Origin of the sequence: Pandoraea pulmonicola, assembly GCF_000815105.2 — a bacterium.
GTDB classification, from domain to species: domain Bacteria; phylum Pseudomonadota; class Gammaproteobacteria; order Burkholderiales; family Burkholderiaceae; genus Pandoraea; species Pandoraea pulmonicola.
The window spans coordinates 2351424-2374117 of the sequence record NZ_CP010310.2; the positions used below are offsets into that span (position 1 = coordinate 2351424).

The 22694-nt window shown below is 63.0% G+C and carries 16 protein-coding genes; 10 read left to right on the plus strand and 6 right to left on the minus strand.

Annotation, left to right across the window (positions count from 1 at the left end; translation table 11 throughout):
• Nucleotides 1-18 precede the first annotated feature (18 nt).
• Complete coding sequence (locus tag RO07_RS10360; protein ID WP_039410461.1) at nucleotides 19-555, plus strand: phosphoribosyltransferase; 537 nt, start codon at nucleotides 19-21, stop codon at nucleotides 553-555.
• Nucleotides 556-980: 425 nt separating this feature from the next.
• Nucleotides 981-1460 carry a hypothetical protein gene (locus RO07_RS10365; protein WP_160118051.1) on the plus strand — a complete coding sequence of 160 codons (480 nt, stop codon included), beginning with the start codon at nucleotides 981-983 and terminating at the stop codon, nucleotides 1458-1460.
• 184 nt (nucleotides 1461-1644) lie between these two features.
• Here the strand turns inward: RO07_RS10365 and RO07_RS10370 are convergent, their stop codons facing one another.
• From RO07_RS10370 to RO07_RS10385, 4 genes are all read right to left on the minus strand, one after another.
• Entirely contained in the window at nucleotides 1645-3723 is a 2079-nt protein-coding gene (locus RO07_RS10370; RefSeq protein ID WP_039415016.1) for a M3 family metallopeptidase, read from the minus strand.
• A gap of 355 nt (nucleotides 3724-4078) precedes the next feature.
• Nucleotides 4079-4933 (minus strand): bifunctional methylenetetrahydrofolate dehydrogenase/methenyltetrahydrofolate cyclohydrolase FolD, encoded by an 855-nt coding sequence (gene folD, locus RO07_RS10375; protein WP_039410464.1) that lies wholly within the window; start codon nucleotides 4931-4933, stop codon nucleotides 4079-4081.
• 375 nt (nucleotides 4934-5308) lie between these two features.
• On the minus strand, nucleotides 5309-5953 hold the full coding sequence (locus RO07_RS10380) for a response regulator transcription factor (protein ID WP_039410467.1): 645 nt from the start codon (nucleotides 5951-5953) through the stop codon (nucleotides 5309-5311).
• Nucleotides 5950-8433 carry a PAS domain-containing sensor histidine kinase gene (locus RO07_RS10385; RefSeq protein WP_237171417.1) on the minus strand — a complete coding sequence of 828 codons (2484 nt, stop codon included), beginning with the start codon at nucleotides 8431-8433 and terminating at the stop codon, nucleotides 5950-5952. Before RO07_RS10385 ends, RO07_RS10380 begins: the two co-directional genes overlap by 4 nt.
• Nucleotides 8434-8775: 342 nt before the next feature.
• Between RO07_RS10385 and aceE the strand changes: the two genes are divergently transcribed.
• The 4 genes from aceE (at nucleotide 8776) to lpdA (ending at nucleotide 15702) form a co-directional block, all read left to right on the plus strand.
• A complete protein-coding gene (gene aceE / locus RO07_RS10390) occupies nucleotides 8776-11463 on the plus strand; it encodes a pyruvate dehydrogenase (acetyl-transferring), homodimeric type (RefSeq protein ID WP_039410469.1) in 2688 nt (895 codons plus the stop codon).
• Nucleotides 11464-11560: 97 nt separating this feature from the next.
• Complete coding sequence (gene aceF / locus RO07_RS10395; protein ID WP_039410471.1) at nucleotides 11561-13240, plus strand: dihydrolipoyllysine-residue acetyltransferase; 1680 nt, start codon at nucleotides 11561-11563, stop codon at nucleotides 13238-13240.
• An 81-nt stretch (nucleotides 13241-13321) separates the two neighbouring features.
• Nucleotides 13322-13903 carry an Ntn hydrolase family protein gene (locus RO07_RS10400; protein ID WP_039410475.1) on the plus strand — a complete coding sequence of 194 codons (582 nt, stop codon included), beginning with the start codon at nucleotides 13322-13324 and terminating at the stop codon, nucleotides 13901-13903.
• 20 nt (nucleotides 13904-13923) lie between these two features.
• Complete coding sequence (gene lpdA, locus RO07_RS10405; protein ID WP_039410477.1) at nucleotides 13924-15702, plus strand: dihydrolipoyl dehydrogenase; 1779 nt, start codon at nucleotides 13924-13926, stop codon at nucleotides 15700-15702.
• 399 nt (nucleotides 15703-16101) lie between these two features.
• Here lpdA and RO07_RS10410 read toward each other — a convergent pair whose 3' ends face one another.
• Nucleotides 16102-16662, minus strand: a complete 561-nt coding sequence (locus RO07_RS10410) for a phasin family protein (protein ID WP_039410478.1) — start codon at nucleotides 16660-16662, stop codon at nucleotides 16102-16104.
• A 486-nt stretch (nucleotides 16663-17148) separates the two neighbouring features.
• Here RO07_RS10410 and RO07_RS10415 point away from each other — a divergent pair, with 486 nt between their 5' ends.
• From RO07_RS10415 to pbpG, 4 genes are all read left to right on the plus strand, one after another.
• Nucleotides 17149-18126, plus strand: a complete 978-nt coding sequence (locus RO07_RS10415) for a histone deacetylase family protein (RefSeq protein ID WP_084072550.1) — start codon at nucleotides 17149-17151, stop codon at nucleotides 18124-18126.
• Nucleotides 18123-19118 carry a DMT family transporter gene (locus RO07_RS10420; protein ID WP_039410481.1) on the plus strand — a complete coding sequence of 332 codons (996 nt, stop codon included), beginning with the start codon at nucleotides 18123-18125 and terminating at the stop codon, nucleotides 19116-19118. The genes RO07_RS10415 and RO07_RS10420 overlap by 4 nt, the downstream gene beginning before the upstream one ends.
• A gap of 159 nt (nucleotides 19119-19277) precedes the next feature.
• Nucleotides 19278-20009 carry a nitroreductase gene (locus RO07_RS10425; protein WP_052267563.1) on the plus strand — a complete coding sequence of 244 codons (732 nt, stop codon included), beginning with the start codon at nucleotides 19278-19280 and terminating at the stop codon, nucleotides 20007-20009.
• A gap of 189 nt (nucleotides 20010-20198) precedes the next feature.
• Complete coding sequence (gene pbpG, locus RO07_RS10430; RefSeq protein WP_039410484.1) at nucleotides 20199-21458, plus strand: D-alanyl-D-alanine endopeptidase; 1260 nt, start codon at nucleotides 20199-20201, stop codon at nucleotides 21456-21458.
• A 314-nt stretch (nucleotides 21459-21772) separates the two neighbouring features.
• On the opposite strand, the gene RO07_RS10435 is transcribed toward pbpG, so the two are convergent.
• Nucleotides 21773-22600: an IclR family transcriptional regulator gene (locus tag RO07_RS10435; protein WP_039410487.1), complete on the minus strand. Its 828-nt coding sequence runs from the start codon at nucleotides 22598-22600 to the stop codon at nucleotides 21773-21775.
• Nucleotides 22601-22694 lie beyond the last annotated feature (94 nt).

A 22694-nucleotide genomic window follows, 5' to 3' on the forward strand; every position in this document is an offset into this window, starting at 1 on the left:
GGACTGGCAAGGCACACCATGAATCTGCCCCAAAACGACGATAAGAACCTCTGGGTCTCGTGGGACGACTACCATCGACTGATCGAGCGCCTGGCGCTCAAGGTCTACGAGTCCAACTGGAAGTTCGACAAGATCCTGTGTCTGGCCCGTGGAGGCTTGCGTGTGGGCGATCAGCTCGCACGCATCTATGACGTGCCGCTTGCAATTCTGGCGACGAGTTCGTATCGGGAAGCCGAAGGCACCGTTCGCGGGGACCTCGACATCGCCCAGTACATCACCATCACACGCGGCGAGCTGGAAGGCCGCGTGCTGCTGGTCGACGATCTGGTCGATTCGGGCGTGACGCTCGAGCGCGTCGGACAGCATCTGAAGGAGCGTTTCCCGAAGGTGTCCGATGTGCGTTCGGCGGTGCTGTGGCACAAGGCATGCTCGAAGGTGGCGCCGGACTATGCCGTGGACTTCCTGCCGACGAACCCCTGGATTCACCAGCCGTTCGAGGAGTACGACACGCTGCGTCCGCACAATTTGGCAGCGTGGATCAAGCGCGGCACTTGAGGCGATAGGCGGCACGCGAAGGTCGGCGGCGCTGCGAGGCGTCGACGCGACCCGCATGTTTGGGCAAGCAGGCGGTGACATCGAAAGATGCACCGCCTGTTTTGTTTCCGGACAGTTTGCGTGTCGTTTCCGCGTCGCTTTCGCGTCGGCCGGGAGTTCTGCCAACGGTACGTTTCAGGCCATAAGACGGGCAAGTTCCCCTTTGCTTGGTGCTTCATTCGGGGCCCTGATGTGGTCTGATGCGGAATCCATTCCGACTTTCGCCGCGTTTTGGCTTCGCTCCTATGAGGTGGTTGCGCTTTCTGTCGACGACTTTCGTTGGCCTGATGATACTGGCCTGTGGGCAAGCTGATGCTGCGTCCGCTGTCGCGGGCGTGCGCTCGGCAGGTGGCGTGCGCGTAGTCTATGCGACGAATCAGACGTCCATGGCCAAGGCGAAACTGGCGGCGCTGGAGCGATGCAGAAGCCGACTGGGCGCTGGCGGCCGGGGAGGGCGATGCGAAGTGCTGATGGCGGGTAACGGGCCCGCCTACTGGGCCGTCGTCCACGCGAGTAACGGGGAGGTCGGTATTGCGCTAGGCGAGACGGAGGAGGCCGCATTGCAGGACGCTTTCGTCGTCTGCCAACGCGGTGGGCAGTGCACTACCGACGGCGCCCAGATGTGGTTCGACGATGGTCAGGGCCCCGGAAAACGTCTGCCGCCAAAGCAGGCCGCCCAGCCGGCTCCGACGCAATGCAGGATTCCCACCGGGCAGGTTGTTCGCATGCGGACACGTTGTGTGAACGGCGAGTGCATTCGGACGTACGAGAACGGCTGTACGATCCGCTTTCAGGCCGCGCGCTGTCTCGACCGCGAGACGAACACCTACGTGTGGCGCCCGAATGGGTGTGACGACGACAGTTGAAGGCGCATAGAGCGTAGGTTCGAACGAGCATCCAGGGCCGCCTTTTGGCAATGAACAGGCGATCGTCAATGTCCCGTCGGCGGCCTGCCCATGCCGTTGGCGGGGCGGCGAGGCCCGGCGAACCCTCGCCAACCCATCGCCAACCTCTTACCGATGCGGTATTGCCCGGACACCCTCAGACGGCCTAGTTGGCCGACATCCCGCTATGACGCAGGAGGGCATCCACCTGCGGTGCACGACCCCGGAATGCGATGAACGATTCCATCGCTTCGCGGCTGCCGCCAACGGCGAGAATCTCGTCGCGATAACGTGCCCCGGTCGCCGTATCGAGCACCGAGCCACTGACCTTCGCGGCTTCCTCAAACGCCGCGTACACGTCTGCCGACAGCACCTCGGCCCACTTGTAGCTGTAATAGCCCGCGGCATAGCCGCCCGCAAAGATATGGCTGAACGTGTTCGGCCAGCGCGAGAATTCGGCCTGCGGCGTGACATGTAGCCGGTCATTGATGCGCCGCGAAAGCGCCAGCACGGATTCCTTGCCGCGCGGATCGAAATCGTAGTGCAGATGCATGTCGAAGTCGGAGAACACCAACTGACGCAGCATCATCAGGCCACTCTGGAAGTTACGCGCGGCCACCATCTTGTCGAACAACGCCCGCGGCAGCGGCGCACCGGTGTCGACGTGCGCGGTCATGTGCTCGAGCACGTCCCATTCCCAGCAGAAGTTCTCCATGAACTGGGATGGCAGTTCGACGGCATCCCATTCCACACCGTTGATGCCCGCCACGCCGGCATCCTCCACCTGCGTGAGCATGTGGTGCAGGCCGTGGCCGAACTCATGGAACAGCGTAATGACATCGTCGTGCGGCAGCAGTGCGGGCTTGCCGCCCACGGGCGCCGGGAAGTTGCATACGAGGTAGGCGACCGGCGTCTGCAGCTTGCCGTCGTGGAGACGCTTGCGTGTACGCGCGCTGTCCATCCACGCGCCGCCGCGCTTGCCTTCGCGGGCAAACAGATCCATGTAGAACTGGGCGACCAGTTCGCCGTCGCGCTCGATGCGATAGAAGCGCACGTCCGGGTGCCACGTCTCGGCATCCTGCGGGCGAATCGTCACGCCGAACAGTGTGCCTGCCACGCGGAACAGACCGTCGAGGACCTTGGGCAGCGGGAAGTACTGACGAACCTCCGTCTCCGAGAACGCGTAACGCTGCTGGCGCAGCTTTTCCGACGCGTACGCGGTGTCCCACGGCTGCAGCTTGTCGATGCCCAGCGACTGCGCGGCGAAGGCTTGCAGCTCGGCCCAATCCTGTTCTGCATAGGGGCGCGCGCGGCGAGCGAGGTCCTCGAGGAATTCGAGCACCTGGGCGGGCGACTCGGCCATCTTGGGCTCGAGCGACACTTCCGCGTAGTTCTTGAAACCAAGCATCTGTGCCTCTTCGCGGCGCAGCGCGAGTTGGTCGACGATGATCTCGGTGTTGTCCCAATCGGCCTCGCCGTTACCGAATTCCGGGCCGAGTTCGGAGGCACGGGTCACGTTGGCGCGATAGAGGGTCTCGCGCAGTGCACGGTTGTCGGCGTACTGGAGCACCGGGAAATACGACGGGAAGTGCAGCGTGAATTTCCACCCTTCGACGCCGTCGCGCTCGGCGGCGGCGCGCGCGGCAGCCTTGTCGTCTTCGGGCAAGCCGGCGATCTCCTTCTCGTCGGTGATCACCAGCGAGAACTTGTTGGTCGCGTCGAGCACGTGATCCGAGAAGTTCTTGGCCAGACGCGCCTGTTCTTCCTGAATCTCGGCAAAGCGCGGTTTCTGGTCTTCAGGGAGCTCGGCTCCGCCCAGGCGGAAACCGCGCATTTCGTTATCGAGAATCTTCTTGCGGGCTGGCGAGAGTCCTGCGAATTCTGGGCCGGCGGCAATGGCCTTGTACTTTTCGAACAGCGCCAGATTCTGGCCCACGCTCGCCGAAAACTCGGTTACGCGGGGCAAATTGTCGCTATAGGCGGCACGCAGCTCCGGCGTATCGACCACGGCATTCAGATGGCCGACGATTTCCCAGGCACGGCCAAGCCCTTCGGTGCCATCCTCGACCGCGTCGAGGATATTGGCCCAGGTCGCCGGTGTTGCGGGATCTGCCGCGCGGTCGACCGCTGCGCGCGCGCGTTCGAGCAACACGTCCACGGCGGGCGTCACATGTTCGGGGCGGATGTCGGCAAAGCGGGGGAGACCTTCGGTATCGAGCAGAGGATTGGTTTGCGGCGTATTCATGCGTTCGTTGTCCACTGGGAGGGGCATACGAAGAGTGTGGGGGCAATCTGTGGATTTTTCCAGTCGTTTTTTTCAACCGGCGTGATTGATGCCACTCACGGAAAGAGAGGCGAAAGGCCTTGTGGCGTATGGATTTGCGGCGTGTGAGGCGGCGCCAGGACCGATCCTTACGAGGGTGTTGTCACGTAACGCAGGCCGAATTTTCGGGAGAATCCGAGTCCCGGGGCGGGCATTTCGCTCGCACGCCGGGATATGGGAGGTGGTGGCAACGGCGCACGGACGGTTGTGAGAACGTCGCGCGCGCGTCGCGTTACCGTATTGAGCGGGATACGCTCAGAAGGCATTGCGACGGTGTTCAGGCCCCGAGCGTGCGCTCCGCGGCTTCGATCGTGTTGACGAGGAGCATGGTGATCGTCATGGGACCCACGCCACCCGGCACGGGCGTAATGTAGCCGGCGACGTCCTTGACGCCATTGAAATCGACGTCGCCGCACAGCTTGCCTTCATCGTCGCGATTCATGCCGACGTCGATCACGGCGGCCCCCGGCTTGACCATGTCCGCCGTCACGATATTACGCTTGCCCACGGCGGCGACGATCACGTCGGCGTTACGCGTGTGGGCTGCCAGATCGCGCGTCTTGCTGTTGCAGATAGTGACCGTGGCGCCGGCCTGGAGCAGCATCATGGCCATCGGTTTGCCGACGATGTTCGACGCACCGATCACGACAGCCACCGCACCGCGCAGCGGAAATTCCACGGATTCGAGCATCTTCATGCAACCGTACGGCGTGCAGGGACGGAACAGCGGCGCGCCCGTCATCAGCGCGCCGGCATTCGATACGTGGAAGCCGTCGACGTCTTTTTCGGGGGCGATGGCTTCGAGCACCTTGTGGCTGTCGATATGCTTGGGCAGGGGCAATTGCACCAGGATGCCGTTGATCTTCGGGTCTCGGTTGAGCTCATCGATGCGGGCGAGCAACGCGCTTTCCGTCAGGTCGGCCGGGTAGCGGTCGAGCGACGAATAAAGGCCGTTGTCTTCGCAAGCCTTGACCTTGTTGCGGACGTAGACCTGGCTGGCCGGATCGTCGCCAACCAGCACCACGGCGAGGCCGGGTTGATGGCCGCGAGCGGTGAGGGCGGCGGCGCGGGTGGCAACTTCGGCGCGAATGCGTTTGGCGAGGGCGTTGCCGTCGATGAGGGTGGCGGTCATGTTGCGTGGATATCGTGTGAAGGAAGGGGGCTGGCCCGCAGAGGCCGGATACGGCAGCGTCAATCGGAGGCGCGACGACGCAAAAACGACATTATAACGGCGCGCCGAATCGGGCGGGAGGGGTGGCAAGGCGGGGGACGGGGAATGCGGCCCCCGCCCGGTCGCGCTTTGTACGCTATCAGCGAGACGGGCGACTGCTACGGCAGTGAGGCGATGGCGGCCAGGAGCGAGTCCCGAGTCATGGCTCGTGGGCCACGCTCTGCGGGGACTGGCCCGCGTCGTGCGCCGTCAGCGTAGGGCGCGGCACCCGGCGATTGGCGCGGGTGCCGTGGGCCCTGGCGTCAGCTTTGAGGGCGGCGGGGTCCAGGGCCTCACTCAGGGGCGGGGCGATCCGCTGGAACGTTTGGAGAGGGCCAGACGGAGCAAATCGGCAACGGTGTTGACGTTGAGCTTCTCCATGATGTTGGCGCGGTGGGCTTCGACGGTCTTGATACTGATGCCAAGATCGTCGGCAATCTGTTTGTTGAGGCGGCCGGCGATGATTCGCTCGAGCACCTGATGTTCGCGGCTCGTCAGCTTGGAGAGCAGTTCCTCGGCCGCTTGTTGTTCACGCTGGCTGCTGGCGTCCTGGCGGGCCTTGGAGAGCATGCGCTCGACCTGGCCGCGCAATTCCGCTTCTTCGAAGGGCTTCTCGATGAAGTCCATGGCGCCCTTCTTCATCGTGTCGACCGCCATCGGCACGTCGCCGTGGCCCGTCACGAAGATGATGGGGATGTTGATCTTCTGGGCGATCAGTTGCTCCTGAAGCTCCAGCCCGCTCATGCCGGGCATACGCACGTCCAGGATGAGACAGCCAACCTGATGTCCGTTGTAGTGCGAAAGAAACTCCTCCGCGCTCGGAAAAACACGCACGTGGTAGCCATTGGCCTCCAGCAACCAGCGCAGTGAGTCGCGTGCGGCCTCGTCGTCATCGACGACAAAGACGGTTTCTTGATCGATATTGGTGTTGGGTGTCGTCATGGTCCTCCCCCGGATCCGGATGTCGTATCGCTTTCTAACGGTAACAGAATACAAAAAGTACAACCATTCCGCACGCTGTCGATTTCATTGTTTTCCACCCACAGACGGCCGTGGTGCGATTCGATGATTGAACGGCAGATATTCAGGCCCATGCCCATGCCGTCCGATTTGGTGCTGAAGAAGGGTTCAAACAGCCGTTCGATAGTCGCTTCATCCACGCCCGGGCCATGATCCGAGACGTGGAATTCCACCGACTTGTCGCGCCGCTGCACGTGCAGACGCACTGTCGGATCGCGTCGCTGCCCCGGTGCAGGCGTGTAGCCGTGCATGGCTTCGGCAGCGTTTTTCAGCAGGTTCACGAGCACCTGCTCGATCAGCACCGGATCGACATAAATCTGTGGCAGTCCGGCAGGCAACTCGGTCACGATGCGAATCCGGCGCTTGCGGGCTTCGAGCTCGGCCAGACCGACCGCGTCCGCCACGATCTCATAGATCGATGACGGTTGCCGTTTCGGTTCGCTGCGTTTCACGAACGCACGAATGCGCTTGATGATCATGCCGGCGCGAACGGCTTGCTGCGACGTCTTCTCGAGCGCCGGCAGCAGCGTTTCCGGCGAGGTGCGGCCGGCCCGCACGAGGGCGGCCGTGCCCATGCAGTAATTGTTGATCGCGGCGAGCGGCTGGTTGAGTTCGTGCGCGAGCGACGAGGCCATTTCGCCCATCGTCGTCAGACGACCCGTGAACTGCAAGCGCTCTTCTTCCTGACGCGCCAGCTCTTCCGCGTGGCGGCGCGCCGTGATATCCGTGGCGACTTGCAACTGCGCAAGGTGGCCGTCCACCCATTGAATGTACTGGCGTCGGACTTCGAACCATTTCTGATGTGTCGGCAGATAGATTTCCTGCGTCTCGGCCGAGGTATCCGTGAGCGACGCGGCGGGCAGCCCGGCGAACGCGTCGACCATGTCGATGTGATCGAGCGACGTGGGTGAGAGCTCGCCGCCGCCCGATAACTCCAGGTGGCCTTCCGGGCGCGTGCCGAACAACTGGCGATAGTAGCGGTTGGCGAACAGCAGTTCGGCCTTGTCCACGGCGAGCACGGACACCGAGGCGTCAAGGCTTTCGAGCACCGTCGTGAAACGCTCGTGGGCCGCCGCGAGTTCTTCGCGCGCCCGCTTCGGTTCGCTGATGTCCGTCAGCGACGACATCCAACCGGTCTGGCGTCCGTGCGCGTCCACCAGCGGCGAGACGAACATGCGTGCGTAGAAAATGGTGCCGTCCTTGCGCTGCACGCGAATTTCGAAGCCATGCGACGGAGCCTTGCCACGCAGCGTCATGTCGATGCGACGCTGCATTTCGTGAATGTCGTCCTTGGGCCAGTACGGATAGGGCGGCGCGCGGTTCATCAGGTCCTGCTCCTCCCAGCCGGTCATTCGGCAAAACGCCGGGTTCACATAAGTGATGTGGCCCTGGAGGTCGAGCACCCGCATGCCGATCACGATGGAGTTCTCCATCGCACGCCGGAACGACGTTTCGTTGAACAGCGCCTGTTGTGCTTCGAATCGCTGTCGCGTGTGTCGCCACAGGCTCCAAAGGCTCCAGAGGACGAAACAGGACAGTCCGGCGATCAGCCAGACCAGCGTGTTGTTGACGAAGTTGCCGACGGCCGGATACGAGTAGATGCGAACGGCAAGGCTGTGCCCTGGCGGGTCGAGGAGCAGCTCGTACGAGACATCGCGCGGCAGCGGTGGACGCGTGGAGGTCGTCGCCAGTTCATTGTTGTGCGTGTCGATGAACGACACCTTGAACTTGTCGCCGAGCTCCTGCGGCAACTCATGGATCAGCAGCCCTTCGACCGAATACACCGCGCTGATCGTGCCGAGAAATTCGCGCTCGCGCAGCACCGGCACCTGCACCACGATATAGCTCGCGCCCGAGGCGTCGTAGATCAGTGTGGAGTAGGCCGAGCGGCGCGAATCGCGCGCCGCGCGAAACGCCACCAGGAGTTCGTCCTCCATCGGGTGCTGCGCCGAGCCCTGCAGGCGCGAGGCGAACGGCGAATCGGCGGGCACCGCCCAACGCGGACGCTGCGAAGCATCGAGCCAGTTCATGAAGACGATGTCCGCATGATTCTGCATCAGCTCGCTCGCCGTATTCTGGAAGTGGGCCACGTCCTGAGGCTTCGCCGCCGTATCGCGCGCAAGGGAACTGATCTGGTCCTGGATGGCCAGCATATTCAGACGGACCTGCTGCTGCGCCCACGCCACGTTCCGATACAGCGTGTCCTGCTGCTGCTCCGTCTCGCGGCGATTCAGGCTCCACAGGATCAAACTCATCACCACGAGGAAGATCACAATGGAGACGAGCGGCACCAGCAAGTAGTAGTGCGACTCCGCGAACCCTTGCAACCAGCGATTGGAGCGGGCAGGCGCAGCAGCGGACCGGGACGGCGGGGCGGAGTTGGCAAGGCGTGGCGAAAGCATGCCGAGATTGTAGCTCAGGCCGACCCGTTTCCCGCGGTCATGCCGCGTTGTGCCTTGCTTTTCGGAAGCGTCCGATGTTTTTGGTAAGACGGCCGCTCAATTTACTCGTGATACCGATCGGTACGCATCGAATCCGTGGTGTGATGGCGTCAGCAACTCCTTGATTTTATGTGCACTGCAACAGAATTCCGTAATATGAAATTTGCTATCGTAATCTGAAATTTTGCTTGCGGAGCCGGGAATAACCTTCGTACAATGCCCCGGTAAAAATGCCGGTGGGCCCGTCCATGAAGCGGGTATCACTTGTTACGCCAACCCGCTAACGACAGACAAGGAGACACCATGTCCGCCGTACCTGAAGAAGCCCTGAAGATCGTGTCCCCTGCGGATGCGGATCCCCAAGAAACGCAAGAATGGCTGGCCTCGCTCGAAGGCGTACTGGCTGCCGAGGGCCCCGAACGTGCCCACTACCTGCTCGAGAAGCTGATCGAGTTTGCGCGCATCAATGGCGAACATCACCCGTTCTCGGCCAACACCCCTTACATCAACACCATCCCCGTCGACCAGCAGGCCCGTATCCCGGGCGATCAGGAAATCGAGCACACGATTCGCTCGTACACCCGCTGGAATGCGATCGCGATGGTGCTGCGCGCCGGCAAGGACACGAACGTCGGCGGCCATATCGCTTCGTTCGCCTCGGCCGCCACGCTGTACGACGTCGGCTTCAACCACTTCTGGCATGCCCCGTCGGAAAAGCACGGCGGCGATCTCGTCTTCGTCCAGGGCCACTCGTCGCCGGGCGTGTACAGCCGCGCGTTCCTTCTCGGCCGCCTCGAAATGAGCCAGCTCGAGAATTTCCGCCAGGAAGTGGACGGCGGCGGTCTGTCGTCGTACCCGCACCCGTGGCTGATGCCGGACTTCTGGCAGTTCCCGACGGTGTCGATGGGGCTCGGCCCGATCATGGCGATCTATCAGGCTCGCTTCATGAAGTATCTCGAATCGCGCAACATTGTGAAGACCGAAGGCCGCAAGGTCTGGGCCTTCCTCGGCGATGGCGAGACGGACGAGCCGGAATCGCTGGGCGCCATCGGCATGGCAGGGCGCGAACAGCTCGATAACCTCGTGTTCGTGATCAACTGCAACCTGCAGCGCCTGGACGGTCCGGTGCGCGGCAACGGCAAGATCATCCAGGAACTGGAATCGGAATTCCGTGGCGCCGGTTGGAACGTGATCAAGGTGATCTGGGGCAGCCGCTGGGATTCGCTGCTCGCGCGCGACAAGAAGGGCCTGCTCATGAAGCGCATGATGGAGTGCGTGGACGGCGAGTATCAGACGTACAAGTCGAAGGACGGCGCCTACGTTCGCGAGAATTTCTTCAACACGCCCGAGCTCAAGGCCATGGTGGCCGACTGGTCCGACGAGGATATCTGGGCGCTGAACCGCGGCGGCCACGACCCGCACAAGATTTACGCCGCTTACCAGGCGGCAACGCAGCACAAGGGACAGCCGACCGTCATCCTCGCCAAGACCATCAAGGGCTATGGCATGGGCGAAGCCGGTCAGGCCATGAACATCACCCACCAGCAGAAGAAGATGCCGGTGGAGTCGCTCAAGAAATTCCGCGACCAGTTCAAGCTGCCGATTTCGGACGACGAGATTGGCGACGTGCCGTACCTCAAGTTCGAGGAAGGTTCGAAGGAACTGGAATACATGCGCGCTCGCCGCATGGAGCTTGGTGGCTACCTCCCGCAGCGCCGCACCAAGGCCGCCTCGCTGCCGGTGCCCGCGCTCAACGCGTTCGACGCGTTGCTCAAGGCGACCGCCGAAGGCCGTGAGATTTCGACGACGATGGCGTTCGTGCGTATTCTCAACGTGCTGCTCAAGGACAAGACGCTGGGTCAGCGTATCGTGCCGATCGTGCCGGACGAGTCGCGTACCTTCGGTATGGAAGGTCTGTTCCGTCAGATCGGTATCTGGAGCCAGGTGGGTCAGCGCTACATCCCGCAGGATCAGGATCAGCTGATGTTCTACAAGGAATCCGAGAACGGCCAGATTCTGCAGGAAGGCATCAACGAAGCCGGCGGCATGTGCGACTGGATCGCCGCCGCAACGTCGTACTCGACGCACGGCGAGACGATGATCCCGTTCTACATCTTCTATTCGATGTTCGGCTTCCAGCGTATCGGTGATCTGGCCTGGGCGGCGGGCGACATGCGGGCCCGCGGCTTCCTGGTCGGGGGGACCGCCGGTCGTACGACGCTCAACGGCGAAGGTCTCCAGCACGAAGATGGTCACTCGCTGCTGTGGGCGTCCTCGATCCCGAACTGCCTGCCGTACGATCCGACGTTCGCCTACGAACTTGCCGTGATCGTTCAGGATGGTCTGCGCCGCATGGTGCAGGAGCAGGAAGACGTGTACTACTACCTGACGGTGATGAACGAGAACTACGCCCACCCGGCCATGCCGGAAGGTGTGGAGCAGGACATCCTCAAGGGCATGTATTCGTTCCGTCGCGGCACGGACAACAGCAAGGCGCCGCGCGTGCAACTGCTGGGTTCGGGCACGATCTTCAACGAAGTGCTTGCCGCCGCCGAGATGCTCAGGAACGATTGGGGTGTCGAATCGGACCTGTGGAGCTGCCCGAGCTTCACCGAACTGGCTCGCGAAGGCAACGATGTGGCTCGCCACAATCTGCTGCACCCGACCGAGGCGCCGCGCCTGTCGCACGTCGAGAAGTGCCTGAACGACACCCGTGGCCCGGTCATCGCATCGACCGACTATATCCGTACGTACGCCGATCAGATTCGTCCGTTCGTGCGCGGTCGCTACGTGGTGCTCGGCACCGACGGCTATGGCCGCTCGGATACGCGTGAGAAGCTGCGTCATTTCTTCGAGGTGGATCGCAACTGGGTGACGGTCGCTGCGCTAAAGGCGCTGGCCGACGAAGGCACGCTGCCGGCAAGCAAGGTCGCCGAAGCCATTGCCAAGTACAACCTGGACCCGAACAAACCCAACCCGATGACCGTCTAAAGGCCGCTTCGTGCGGTGGCCGCGCCCGTCAGCCGCCCCTCAGCGGCAGACGGGCGCGCGCTGCACGTCAAGCGCAGCCTCGAGGAGATTGTGGAAAATGAGTCAAGTGATCGAAGTGAAAGTCCCGGACATCGGTGACTTCAAGGATTTGCCCGTCATCGAAGTGCTGGTCAAGGAAGGCGACAAGATCGATGCCGAACAGGCCCTGATCACGCTGGAGTCGGACAAGGCCACGATGGACGTGCCGAGCCCGGCCGCCGGTACCATCAAGGCGATGAACCTGAAGGTCGGCGATGAAGTGTCCGAGGGATCTCTCATTCTGACGCTCGAGACGGCCAACGGCTCGAGCGCGCAAGCGAACGGCGCTGCCGCACCGGCTGCGGCCCCGCAGGCATCGGCACCCGCAGCAGTACCGGCGGCGCCCGCGCCCGCCGCTGCCCCGGCCGCTGCCGGCGGCACGGGCACGATCGACGTGAAGGTGCCGGACATCGGCGGCTACGACGACGTGCCCGTGATCGAGGTGCTGGTCAAGGTCGGCGACTCCGTCACGGCCGAGCAGTCGCTCGTCACGCTGGAATCGGACAAGGCGACGATGGATGTGCCGAGCCCCGCCGCGGGCGTGGTCAAGGAGCTGAAGGTCAATGTCGGCGACAAGGTGTCGGAAGGCTCGATGATCCTCGTGCTCGAAGGCGCCGCCGTGCCGGGCAAGGCCGCTGCCGCCCCGGCACCGGCTGCAAAGAGCACGGCGCCTGCTGCAGCCCCTGCGGTCGCACCGGCGCCCGCGCCTGCCCAGGCCACTGCTCCGACAACTGCGCCAGTCGCTGCTCCCGCGGTGGCACAAGGCAGCCAGCCGATCAGCCACGCAAGCCCGTCTGTGCGCAAGTTCGCCCGTGAGCTGGGTGTCGACGTGACCCAGGTCAAGGGCACGGGCCCGAAGGGACGTGTGACGGTCGACGACGTGCGCGGCTTCGTCAAGAGCGTGCTGGCGGGCAACCGTCCGGCGGCCTCGGGCAGCGCTGCAGCGGCGGGTGGTGGCGAACTGAATCTGCTGCCGTGGCCGAAGATCGACTTCTCGAAGTTCGGTCCGGTCGAGCCGAAGGCGCTTTCGCGCATCAAGAAGATCTCCGGCGCAAACCTGCACCGCAACTGGGTGATGATCCCGCACGTCACGAACAATGACGAAGCGGACATCGGCGAACTCGAAGCCTTCCGCGTCCAGTTGAACAAGGAAAACGAAAAGGCCGGCGTCAAGGTCACGATGCTCGCCTTCGTGATCAAGGCCTGCGTGTTGGCATTGAAGAAATTCCCGACGTTCAACGCGAGTCTCGACGGCGACAACCTCGTCTTCAAGCAGTACTTCCACATCGGTTTCGCTGCCGACACGCCGAACGGTCTGGTCGTGCCGGTCGTTCGCGATGCCGACAAGAAGGGGGTGTTCGAGATCGCTCGCGAGACGTCCGAGCTGGCCAAGCTCGCCCGCGAAGGCAAGCTCAAGCCGGATCAGATGCAAGGCGGTTGCTTCTCGATCTCGTCGCTGGGCGGTATTGGCGGCACGACCTTCACGCCGATCATCAATGCACCGGAAGTGGCCATCCTGGGGTTGTCGCGTTCGTATCAGAAGCCGGTGTGGGACGAGCGCAAGCAGCAGTTCGTGCCGCAACTGACGCTGCCGCTGTCGCTGTCCTACGATCACCGCGTGATCGACGGTGCAGAGGCTGCGCGCTTTAACGCCTACCTTGGCCAACTGTTGCAGGATTTCCGCCGCGCGATGCTGTAAAGGCGGACGCCGCCGGTCGTGCGCGCAAGTGCAGGCCGGTGGCGCTCGCACGAGCTTCGGAATCTGGACAGGGAGGGCATCATGACCACCGTGGTAGTCGTCAAGAAGGCAGGCGAGATCGCCATTGCCGCCGACTCACTCGTGACGTTCGGCGACACGCGCCTGTCGCAGTCCTACGAGGAGAACCGCAAGGTTTTCCTCGTGGGCGATTCCTATGTCGGCCTGGCAGGCACGACTGCGCATTTTCCGGTCATGCGCGCCATTCTTTCCGAAATGGCGGATGAGTGCCGTCTGCATTCGCGCGACGAAGTGTTCCGCACGTTCTGCCGCGTCCATCAGAAGCTCAAGGAAGAGTATTTCCTCAACACCAAGGAAGAGGAAGACGATCCGTACGAATCGTCGCAGATCACGTCGGTGATCGCGAATCCGACCGGCATCTACGGCGTGTATTCCTACCGGGAAGTGTTTGTTTTCGATCGGTTCTGGGGGATCGGTTCGGGGCGCAACTTCGCGCTCGGCGCCATGTACGCCCTCTACGACCAGGATCTGAGCGCACGTGCCATCGCCGAAGCGGGCGTGAGGGCGGGCGCCGAATTCGACAAGAGTTCGGACGGCCCGTTTCAGGTGCATGCGTTTCCGATCGATACCACCATCAAGTCATAAATGCGACAGGGAGACCCCGCATGAGTCTCATTGAAGTCAAGGTGCCGGATATCGGCGCCGAGGGCGTGGATGTCATCGAAGTGATGATCAAGCCCGGCGACAGGATCGCCAAGGAAGCGTCGCTCGTCACGCTCGAATCCGACAAGGCCTCGATGGAAGTGCCGTCCGAAGTGTCGGGCACGGTCAAGGAAGTCAAGATCAAGGTCGGCGACAAGGCCAGCGTAGGCACGCTGATCGCGATTGTCGAGGCCGATGACGCCGGCGCCGCGAAGGCCACCGCGCCTGCCGCGGCAGCCCCCGCGGCTCAGACAGCACCGGCAGCGCCGGCCCCCGCCGCCCAGCCGAGCACGCCGGCGCCGGCCGCAGCGAAGCACAGCGGCGGCGCGGACACCGAGTGCGACGTGGTCGTGCTGGGCGCGGGGCCCGGTGGCTACTCGGCCGCGTTCCGCAGCGCCGACCTGGGCCGCAAGACGGTGCTCGTCGAGCGCTATGCAACGCTCGGCGGCGTATGCCTGAACGTGGGTTGCATCCCGTCGAAGGCGCTGCTGCATACCGCAGCCGTCCTCGAGGAAGCCCAGTCGCTCGGCCATCATGGCATTTCGTTCGCGAAGCCGGAGGTCGATCTCGACAAGCTGCGCGCCTACAAGGAAAGCGTGGTCGGCAAGCTCACGGGCGGTCTGGCGGGCATGGCCAAGATGCGCAAGGTGGAAGTCGTGCGCGGTGTGGGTACGTTCCTCGATCCGAATCACCTCGAAGTTGTGGCCGAAGACGGCAGCAAGCGCGTGGTGAAGTTCGCGCAAGCGATCATCGCTGCCGGCTCGCAAGCCGTGAAGCTGCCGTTCCTGCCGGAAGATCCGCGCATCGTCGACTCGACCGGTGCGCTGGAGTTGCGCCAGATCCCGAAGAAGATGCTGGTGATCGGTGGCGGCATCATCGGTCTCGAAATGGCGACGGTCTACAGTGCGCTGGGCGCCGAGATCGACGTCGTGGAAATGCTCGATGGACTGATGCAGGGCGCGGACCGCGATCTGGTCAAGGTCTGGGAGAAGATGAACGCCAAGCGTTTTGGCCGTGTCATGCTCAAGACGAAGACTGTGGGCGCCGAGGCGAAGGCCGACGGCATCTACGTGAAGTTCGAGGGCGAGGCCGCACCGGCCGAGCCGCAACGTTACGATCTGGTGCTGGTGGCCGTGGGCCGCAGTCCGAATGGCAAGAAGATCGGTGCGGAGAAGGCGGGCGTGGCGGTGAGCGATCGCGGCTTCATCGCCGTCGACAAGCAGATGCGCACGAACGTGCCGAACATCTTCGCCATTGGCGATATCGTCGGCCAGCCGATGCTCGCGCATAAGGCCGTGCATGAGGCGCACGTGGCGGCGGAAGCGGCGAATGGCGAGAAGGCCTACTTCGATGCCATCCAGATTCCGTCAGTGGCCTACACCGATCCGGAAGTGGCCTGGGCCGGCAAGACCGAGGACCAGTTGAAGGCTGAAGGCGTGAAGTACGGCAAGGCCGTGTTCCCGTGGGCGGCGTCGGGGCGCGCCATCGCCAATGGCCGTGACGAAGGCTTCACCAAGGTGCTGTTCGACGAAGAAACCCATCGCATTGTTGGCGGCGCTATCGTCGGCACGCATGCGGGCGACCTCATCGGTGAACTGTGTCTGGCCGTCGAAATGGGCGCGGACGCCGTCGATATCGGCAAGACGATTCACCCGCACCCGACGCTGGCCGAATCGGTCGGCATGGCCGCGGAAATCTACGAAGGTGTCTGCACCGACGTCCCGCCGGCACGCAAGAAGTAGTCCTCAACGCTTCGTCCAGCGCACGCGCATCGTCATTGCCATGACGCGCGTGCTGTCCATGGAGGGGAATTCAGCGTCCCCAATCGTCTGCCCACCACGGTGACGGGCGCCGAAACGAAAAACCGCCATTCCTTCGGGATGGCGGTTTTTTTGTTAGTGACGTTTGCAAGCGCGAACATTGGTGACGAGCATCGTCGGGCGATGGGCCACCGATGACCGGTGATGAAGCGATGAGCGAGAGCGCCCGTATCAAAAAGAAAACCCGGCTTGGGGCCGGGTTCGAAAGGTACCTGCGGTACCGAGGAGACAACTGGTGTCGCTGTATCAGCTTGGGGGGCGGCGACGGTATTTCAAGCGTCCCTCGTCAACTTGATCTGGACGCAGCCGATCCGCAGTCGATTACTTCTTGGCGCTGGCAGCACGGGAGGCTTGCGCGGCGGCCTTCGAGGCGACGTTGGTCGCAGCGGCGAAGTTCGTTTCGGCGATTTCCACGGCTTGCTTGGTGGCCTTTTGCACGCTGTCGAAGGCGCTGTTGGCCGCCGACAGCGCCGACTTGGCGAGCGCGACGGCAGATTCCGAACCGGCCGGGGCATTCTTCGCCAGGTTGTCGAACAGGGCTTGCACGTTCTGCGAGCTCTCGGCCAGTTGGGCTTCGGCCACACGGGTCACTTCAGCCTGCGTCGACGAAGCGATTTCATACAGGTGACGACCGTACGCAAGTGCCTTCTCGGCAGCCGGCTGAACGAGGTTGGCTTGCAGGGCGAGCAGTTCCTGGGCGTCCTTCACGGCAAAGGCCTTCTGGGCCGTCGAAGCCGATTCGGCCAGCGATGCCTTCACGGCTTGCAGGTTCAGTTCGACGAGCTTCTCCACGCCTTCGAACGCCTTGTTCGTCAAACCGAACAGGGTTTCGAGGTTGGCTTTGTGTGCGGCGGCGAGTTGCTCGGGGGTCAGAAACGACATGGCGTTCTCCTATGGTGTCATACACAGCATATCGACCCACTCCGTGTTCGCTTGTCGGTTCTCACCTTATGTCGGTGAAAACACGGTTGGGGCCTCTCATTGGGGTGCGATCTCTTTTGTGCATCGCACAATCGCAAGTTTAGAGATATTTTTGGCGGTGTCAAGAATTTTTTGTGCAACGCACAAATTCAATAAAAACTTAAAAAATCAAAAGGTTGGGATCCACTTTTCGGGGCGGTCCGTCGCGTCGCGGCGCGCGCGCGTATTCCCGCCAAAATCCTTGTCTGGTGCGGCTTTGCACCGTTTGGGGGCCCGGCGAATCCGGGGCGGCGATGGTACTATCGTCCCGTTCCGATACCGATTGGACGGGAAATGCGACAGCGGCATGACGTTGTTTTTTGTCCGTGCGCTGCGCCCCGCTCGCCGGTGTCGATGCCACCCAGATTTCTTTCCTTTGCCTGCCGCAGCTGCGGGCCACTCGCGTCGATGCAAGCGTTCTACAGCGATCACTTCGTTTTGCCGTTGCCGCCCGGGCATCGGTTTCCCATGCAGAAGTACGCCCGGTTGCGCGAACGCGTGGCCGGTGAATTGCCGGATGTTGCGCTGACCGAGGCGTTGCCGGCCGACGACCTGATGCTCACGCGCGTGCACGCTCGGGACTACGTTGCCCGCGTGAGTCGTGGGGAGCTGAATCCCAAGGAGCAGCGCGAGATCGGTTTTCCCTGGTCGCCGCAAATGGTCGAGCGCTCGCGCCGCTCGGCCGGCGCGACGGTGGCTGCATGCCGTGCCGCGCTCGTACAAGGCGTGGCCGTCAATCTTGCCGGCGGCACGCATCACGCCTGTGCCGACCGTGGCGAAGGCTTCTGCGTATTCAACGACGCGGCCGTCGCGGCACGCGCAATACAAACGGAACTCGGTCCGGGCACGCGGATCGCGATCGTCGATCTGGACGTGCATCAGGGCAATGGAACGGCCGCCATCTTCGAACACGACCCGAGTGTGTTCACGCTGTCGCTGCACGGTGAGCACAATTACCCGTTTCGCAAGGCACGCAGTGACCTCGACGTGGCGTTGCCGGACGGGTGTGGCGACGAGGACTATCTGGTCGCACTCGGACACGCGCTCACCGATCTCTTCGCCCAGTTCACTCCGGCGCTGGTCATTTATCTCGCCGGCGCGGATCCGCTCGAGAACGACCGGCTCGGACGCCTCGCGCTCACGCACGACGGTTTGCTCGCACGCGACCGTTGCGTGCTCACCGCCTGCGCGGAACGCGCGCTGCCGGTAGCCATCGCCATGGCGGGCGGGTACGCGCGAGACATCGAGCAGACGGTCTCGGCGCATTTCGCAACGGTTCGTCTGGCCAGTCAGTTCCATCAGGCCGGCCGTCGAACGTATGGCGTACCGGCGGCGCCATCGACGCCCACGGCACAACCGGCACAACCGAGCGGCGCCCTCGTATGAGTGACCGTTCGACGTCATCGGCGAGCGCATCACGCGGGATAAGCGCGGGCCCCACGGCCATCTGGAGCGCCACCATGCCGTGGTGGTTCGTGTTGATCTGGAGCACAGGCTTCATCGTGGCGAAGTACGGCATGCCGAATGCCGAACCGCTGACGTTTCTCGCACTGCGCTTCGGCGGTACGCTACTGGTCATGCTTCCCGTGGCGCTGCTGACCGGTACGCCGTGGCCGACGCGACAGGCGTCGTCTTCGTCGGGGCGGGACGCTGTGGGCGCCATTGCTCGGGCCGACTGGGCGCTCTACGCGCATCTGGCCGTATCGGGCATTCTCATTCAGGCGGTCTATCTGGGCGGCGTATGGGCAGCCATCAAGCATGGCGTGCCGGCGGGACTCGCGGCGCTGATCGTCGGCATTCAGCCGCTGCTGACGGCGCTGTTTGCCCGCGTAGTCGGTGAGCCAGTGTCGCGGCGTCAGTGGCTCGGACTGTTGTGCGGCTTCGCGGGTGTGGGGTTGGTCGTCGCCAACAAATTGGGCGTGCGCGGTCTTAGCGCTTCGGCGGTGGCGCTGTGTGTACTCAGTCTCTTTGCGATCACGTCGGGCACGCTTTATCAGAAGCGCTTCTGCGCGCATTTCGATTTGCGCGTGGGCACACTCGTCCAGTTCGGTGCGGCGTTCGCAGTGACGTTGCCGGCTGCGTGGGCGCTCGAAACCATGGAAGTTCGCTGGAATGCCGAGATGATCGGTGCGCTCGCCTGGTCGGTGCTGGCCCTGTCGATCGGTGCGATTTCCCTGCTGTTCCTCCTGATCCGGCATGGTGCTGCGACGAAAGTCTCCAGCCTCATGTATCTGACGCCTCCGACGACAGCCGTCATGGCATGGCTGTTGTTCGGGGAAACACTGTCCCCCTTGAGTGCGGCCGGCATGGTGGTGGCGGCGCTCGGCGTTGCGCTTGTGATCGAGCGGCGCTCGGCGCCTGCCTCGCCCGCGTCGTGACAGGGTGGATTGGCGTCATTCTTCATTTGTCGTGAGCGATAACCCATGAAACATCCACACCCGAGCGCGCACAACGCGCAGCCATTGCCTCAAGACGAGATTTCGGCGCTCGACGTCCACGCGCGCGCGGCAGCGATCGGTGCCGCTGCCGAAGCGGGGATGGCTGGGGAAAGTACGCATGTGTCGGCTGTCAACGACAACGTCAGCCCGCGCGTGGAATATGTTGACGAGGCGATTCGAAGCCGCCGCTCGATTCGGGCGTACCTGCCGACGCCGGTGTCGCAGGACACCGTGGCCGACATTCTTGCAGTGGCGTCGCGTGCGCCTTCGGGCAGCAACATCCAGCCTTGGCAAGCGTATGTGTTGATGGGCGACGCGTTGCAGCGTCTGACGTCGCGACTGCTGGACGCATTCAACGACCCGGCGCAGCGTTTGATGCATCAGGAAGAGTACGCCTACTATCCGCGCGAGTGGACAGAGCCTTATCAGGCGCGGCGTCGCAAGGTTGGCTGGGACTTGTATGGTTTGCTGGGCATCGGTCGTGCCGACAAGGAACGCATGCAAGGTCAGCATGCGCGCAACTTCCGATTCTTCGATGCACCGGTTGGCATGATCTTCACGATCGACAGGCATCTGGAGCAGGGGAGCTGGCTGGACTACGGCATGTTCCTGCAAAGCGTGATGGTGGCGGCGCGGGCGCGCGGGCTCGACACATGCCCGCAAGCGGCATTCGCGACGTTCCATCAGGTCATTGCCGACGCGTTGCGTTTGCCGGAAACCCGGATGGTCGTATGCGGCATGGCACTGGGGTACGCGGACCCCAATGCGGTGGAAAACCAGCTCGTCACCGAGCGCGCGCCCCTGCAGGAATGGGCGCATTTTTTGAACTGACGTATTTCAAAGGGATTGGCGTTATTTGGCGAAATTTGGCAAATGTGTATTTCGACGCGCTGCGTTGCACAAAACTGCCAGATGCCAGTTTAAGTATTTCAGCTAAGTCATTCATATTGCTTATTTTTTCGGAAGTTACTAAACTTCTCCCAAACTCGTTGCCTGCCAACCTTACGCTACTCCCAATCTATGCACGCGATCACCGCCCTTGCGCGTCTGTGCCGCTCCCGCCTCTGGGGTGCTGCCGTCGTGGCGATTTCGCTCGCCGCCGGTACCCCGGCAATCGTCCACGCTGCCGGTAAAGCGAGCGAATGCTCGCCGAAGACGGCCAAGACGGCTGCCCAGAAGCGGGCGTGCGCGAATACCAAATCCACTGCCGCCTCCAAGGCCGGCGCCAAACACGCCATAGCGACCAAGGCGTCTCGCGAGACCAAGAGCGCGAAAGTGGGCACCAAGGCCCGCAAGCTCGCGGCCGTCGAAGACGATGGACCCGCGGCCAAGCGTGTTGCCGTCAAGCGCGTTGTCTACAAGAACGGTAAGCGCCGTGTCGTGACGTCGTATCGCACCGTCAATTTCGCACCGCAAGCACCGGAGCGTCTGTCGACGGGCCGCGCCTTCGGCCTGCACGAAACGCCGGATGCGCTCGCGCTGCGTTCGTCGGTTGCCTTTGTCGTGGACGAGCGCACCGGCGAGTCGCTCTTCGACAAGAACTCGCAAGCGGTGCTGCCGATCGCGTCGATCTCGAAGCTGATGACGGCCATGGTTGCCCTCGACGCCGGCGTTCCGATGACCGACGTGATGGAAGTGACCGACGAGGATCGCGATTACGAGAAGGGCACCGGTTCGCGTCTGTCGGTCGGCTCGCGCCTCTCGCGCGAGGACATGCTGCACATTGCGCTGATGTCGTCGGAGAATCGCGCAGCCGCGGCACTCTCGCGTTACTTCCCGGGCGGGCGCCCGGCGTTCGTCGCCGCGATGAACCGCAAGGCCAAGCAGCTCGGCATGAACGACACGCACTTCAGTGATCCGACGGGGTTGTCGAGCCAGAACGTGTCGAGCGCGCGCGACCTCGTGAAGATGGTCAAGGCGGCGTACCAGTACCCGATGATTCGTCGCTTCTCGACGGACAGCAATTACGATGTCAACACCGGTCGTCGCGAGCTGCACTACGTGAGCACAAATCATCTGATCGGTCACGCGGGCTGGGAAATCGGCCTGCAGAAGACGGGTTACATCAATGAGGCCGGTCAGTGTCTCGTGATGCAGGCCAACGTCGATGGCCGTACGGTGATCATGATTCTGCTCGATTCGAGCGGGAAGTATTCGCGCTTTGCCGACGCCACGCGCGTTCGCAAGTGGCTGCTCGATGGTGGTGGCGCGACGCCGCAACGCACGGCCGGTACCACACCGACCGCGCAAGTCGCCACCAATGGCGAGCACGCGCTGTAATCCGTGTGAGATCGATTGGCGCGATACACGTCGCGTCAGCAGTAAAAGGGCGCTCCTGCGGGAGCGCCTTTTTATTGCGTGTCATGAATTGGACGGCGTATCGCGTATCGCGATGCGATGACGGGGAGCCCCGGGACGAGGGCGTCGTCTGCCGAACGCCAGACCGCGTGATGGCATCGGGAATCACGAGGCGACAAGCCGTGGCGCACGCAAGCAAGCTATCCGTCAAGTCGCCCGAGAAGCGATCTGCCGCAAGCGCGATTAGCGCCGACTAATGCAGGTGGTGCACGTGGTGCAGGGTGGTGCGCGCCGGTTCACTCGACGGTCGTCGTCTGGGGCGCTGAGCCATTCGCGTCGGGACGCGGGGCATGAAAGCCGAGCGACGCTGAAATCTGCAGGGCGGTCTCGTTCAGATTCGCGAGCCATGCATCCTGCAGGCGATCGGCCGGTGCGGACAACGAGAGTCCTGCCACGAGCTTGCCGCTGTCATCGTAGATCCCGGCAGCGATGCAACGCACGCCCAACTCCAATTCCTCGTTATCGCGCGCATAGCCCGACTTGCGTACGTGGCTCAGTTCGCGCTCGAGCTTCTGCAGATCGGTGATGCTGTTGCGCGTATGCCCGGACAGACCGGTACGCGTGGCATATGCGCGCACGCGCGCGGCTTCGTCCGCGGCGAGGAACAGCTTGCCCACGGACGTGAGATGCAGCGGAGCGTGACCGCCGATGGCACGCACGACCTGCATGCCCGAGCGTTCGCTGTAGGCGCGCTCGATGTACACGATTTCATCGCCCTGGCGCACCGACAGGTTCACCGTCTGTCCGGTAATCCGGTGCAGGCCGCGCATTGGTGTCAGGGCGGCATCGCGCACCGACAGGCGCGCCTTGACCAGATTGCCGAGCTCGAGCAGACGCATGCCGAGTCGATACGTGCCCGGATCGCAACGATCGACGAAGCGGCACACCACCATGTCGTTCAGGATGCGGTGGGCGGTGGACGGATGGAGTTCGGTGGCTTGCGCCAGATCCTTGAGGCTGACCGGATCGGCATGCGCGGCGAGGGCATCGAGCAGACGCATCATGCGCTCGATTACCTGAATGGACGTGCGCGACTCCGCGCCTTGACTGCTTTCGTCTTTCATGAGGTAGGGCCGAGTTTCGTATAGGGGTGATTCTATATCATATTGTGAAAAATTCGCAGGGCTTCGCGTAGAAGAAAACTGCGAAAAAGGGAGG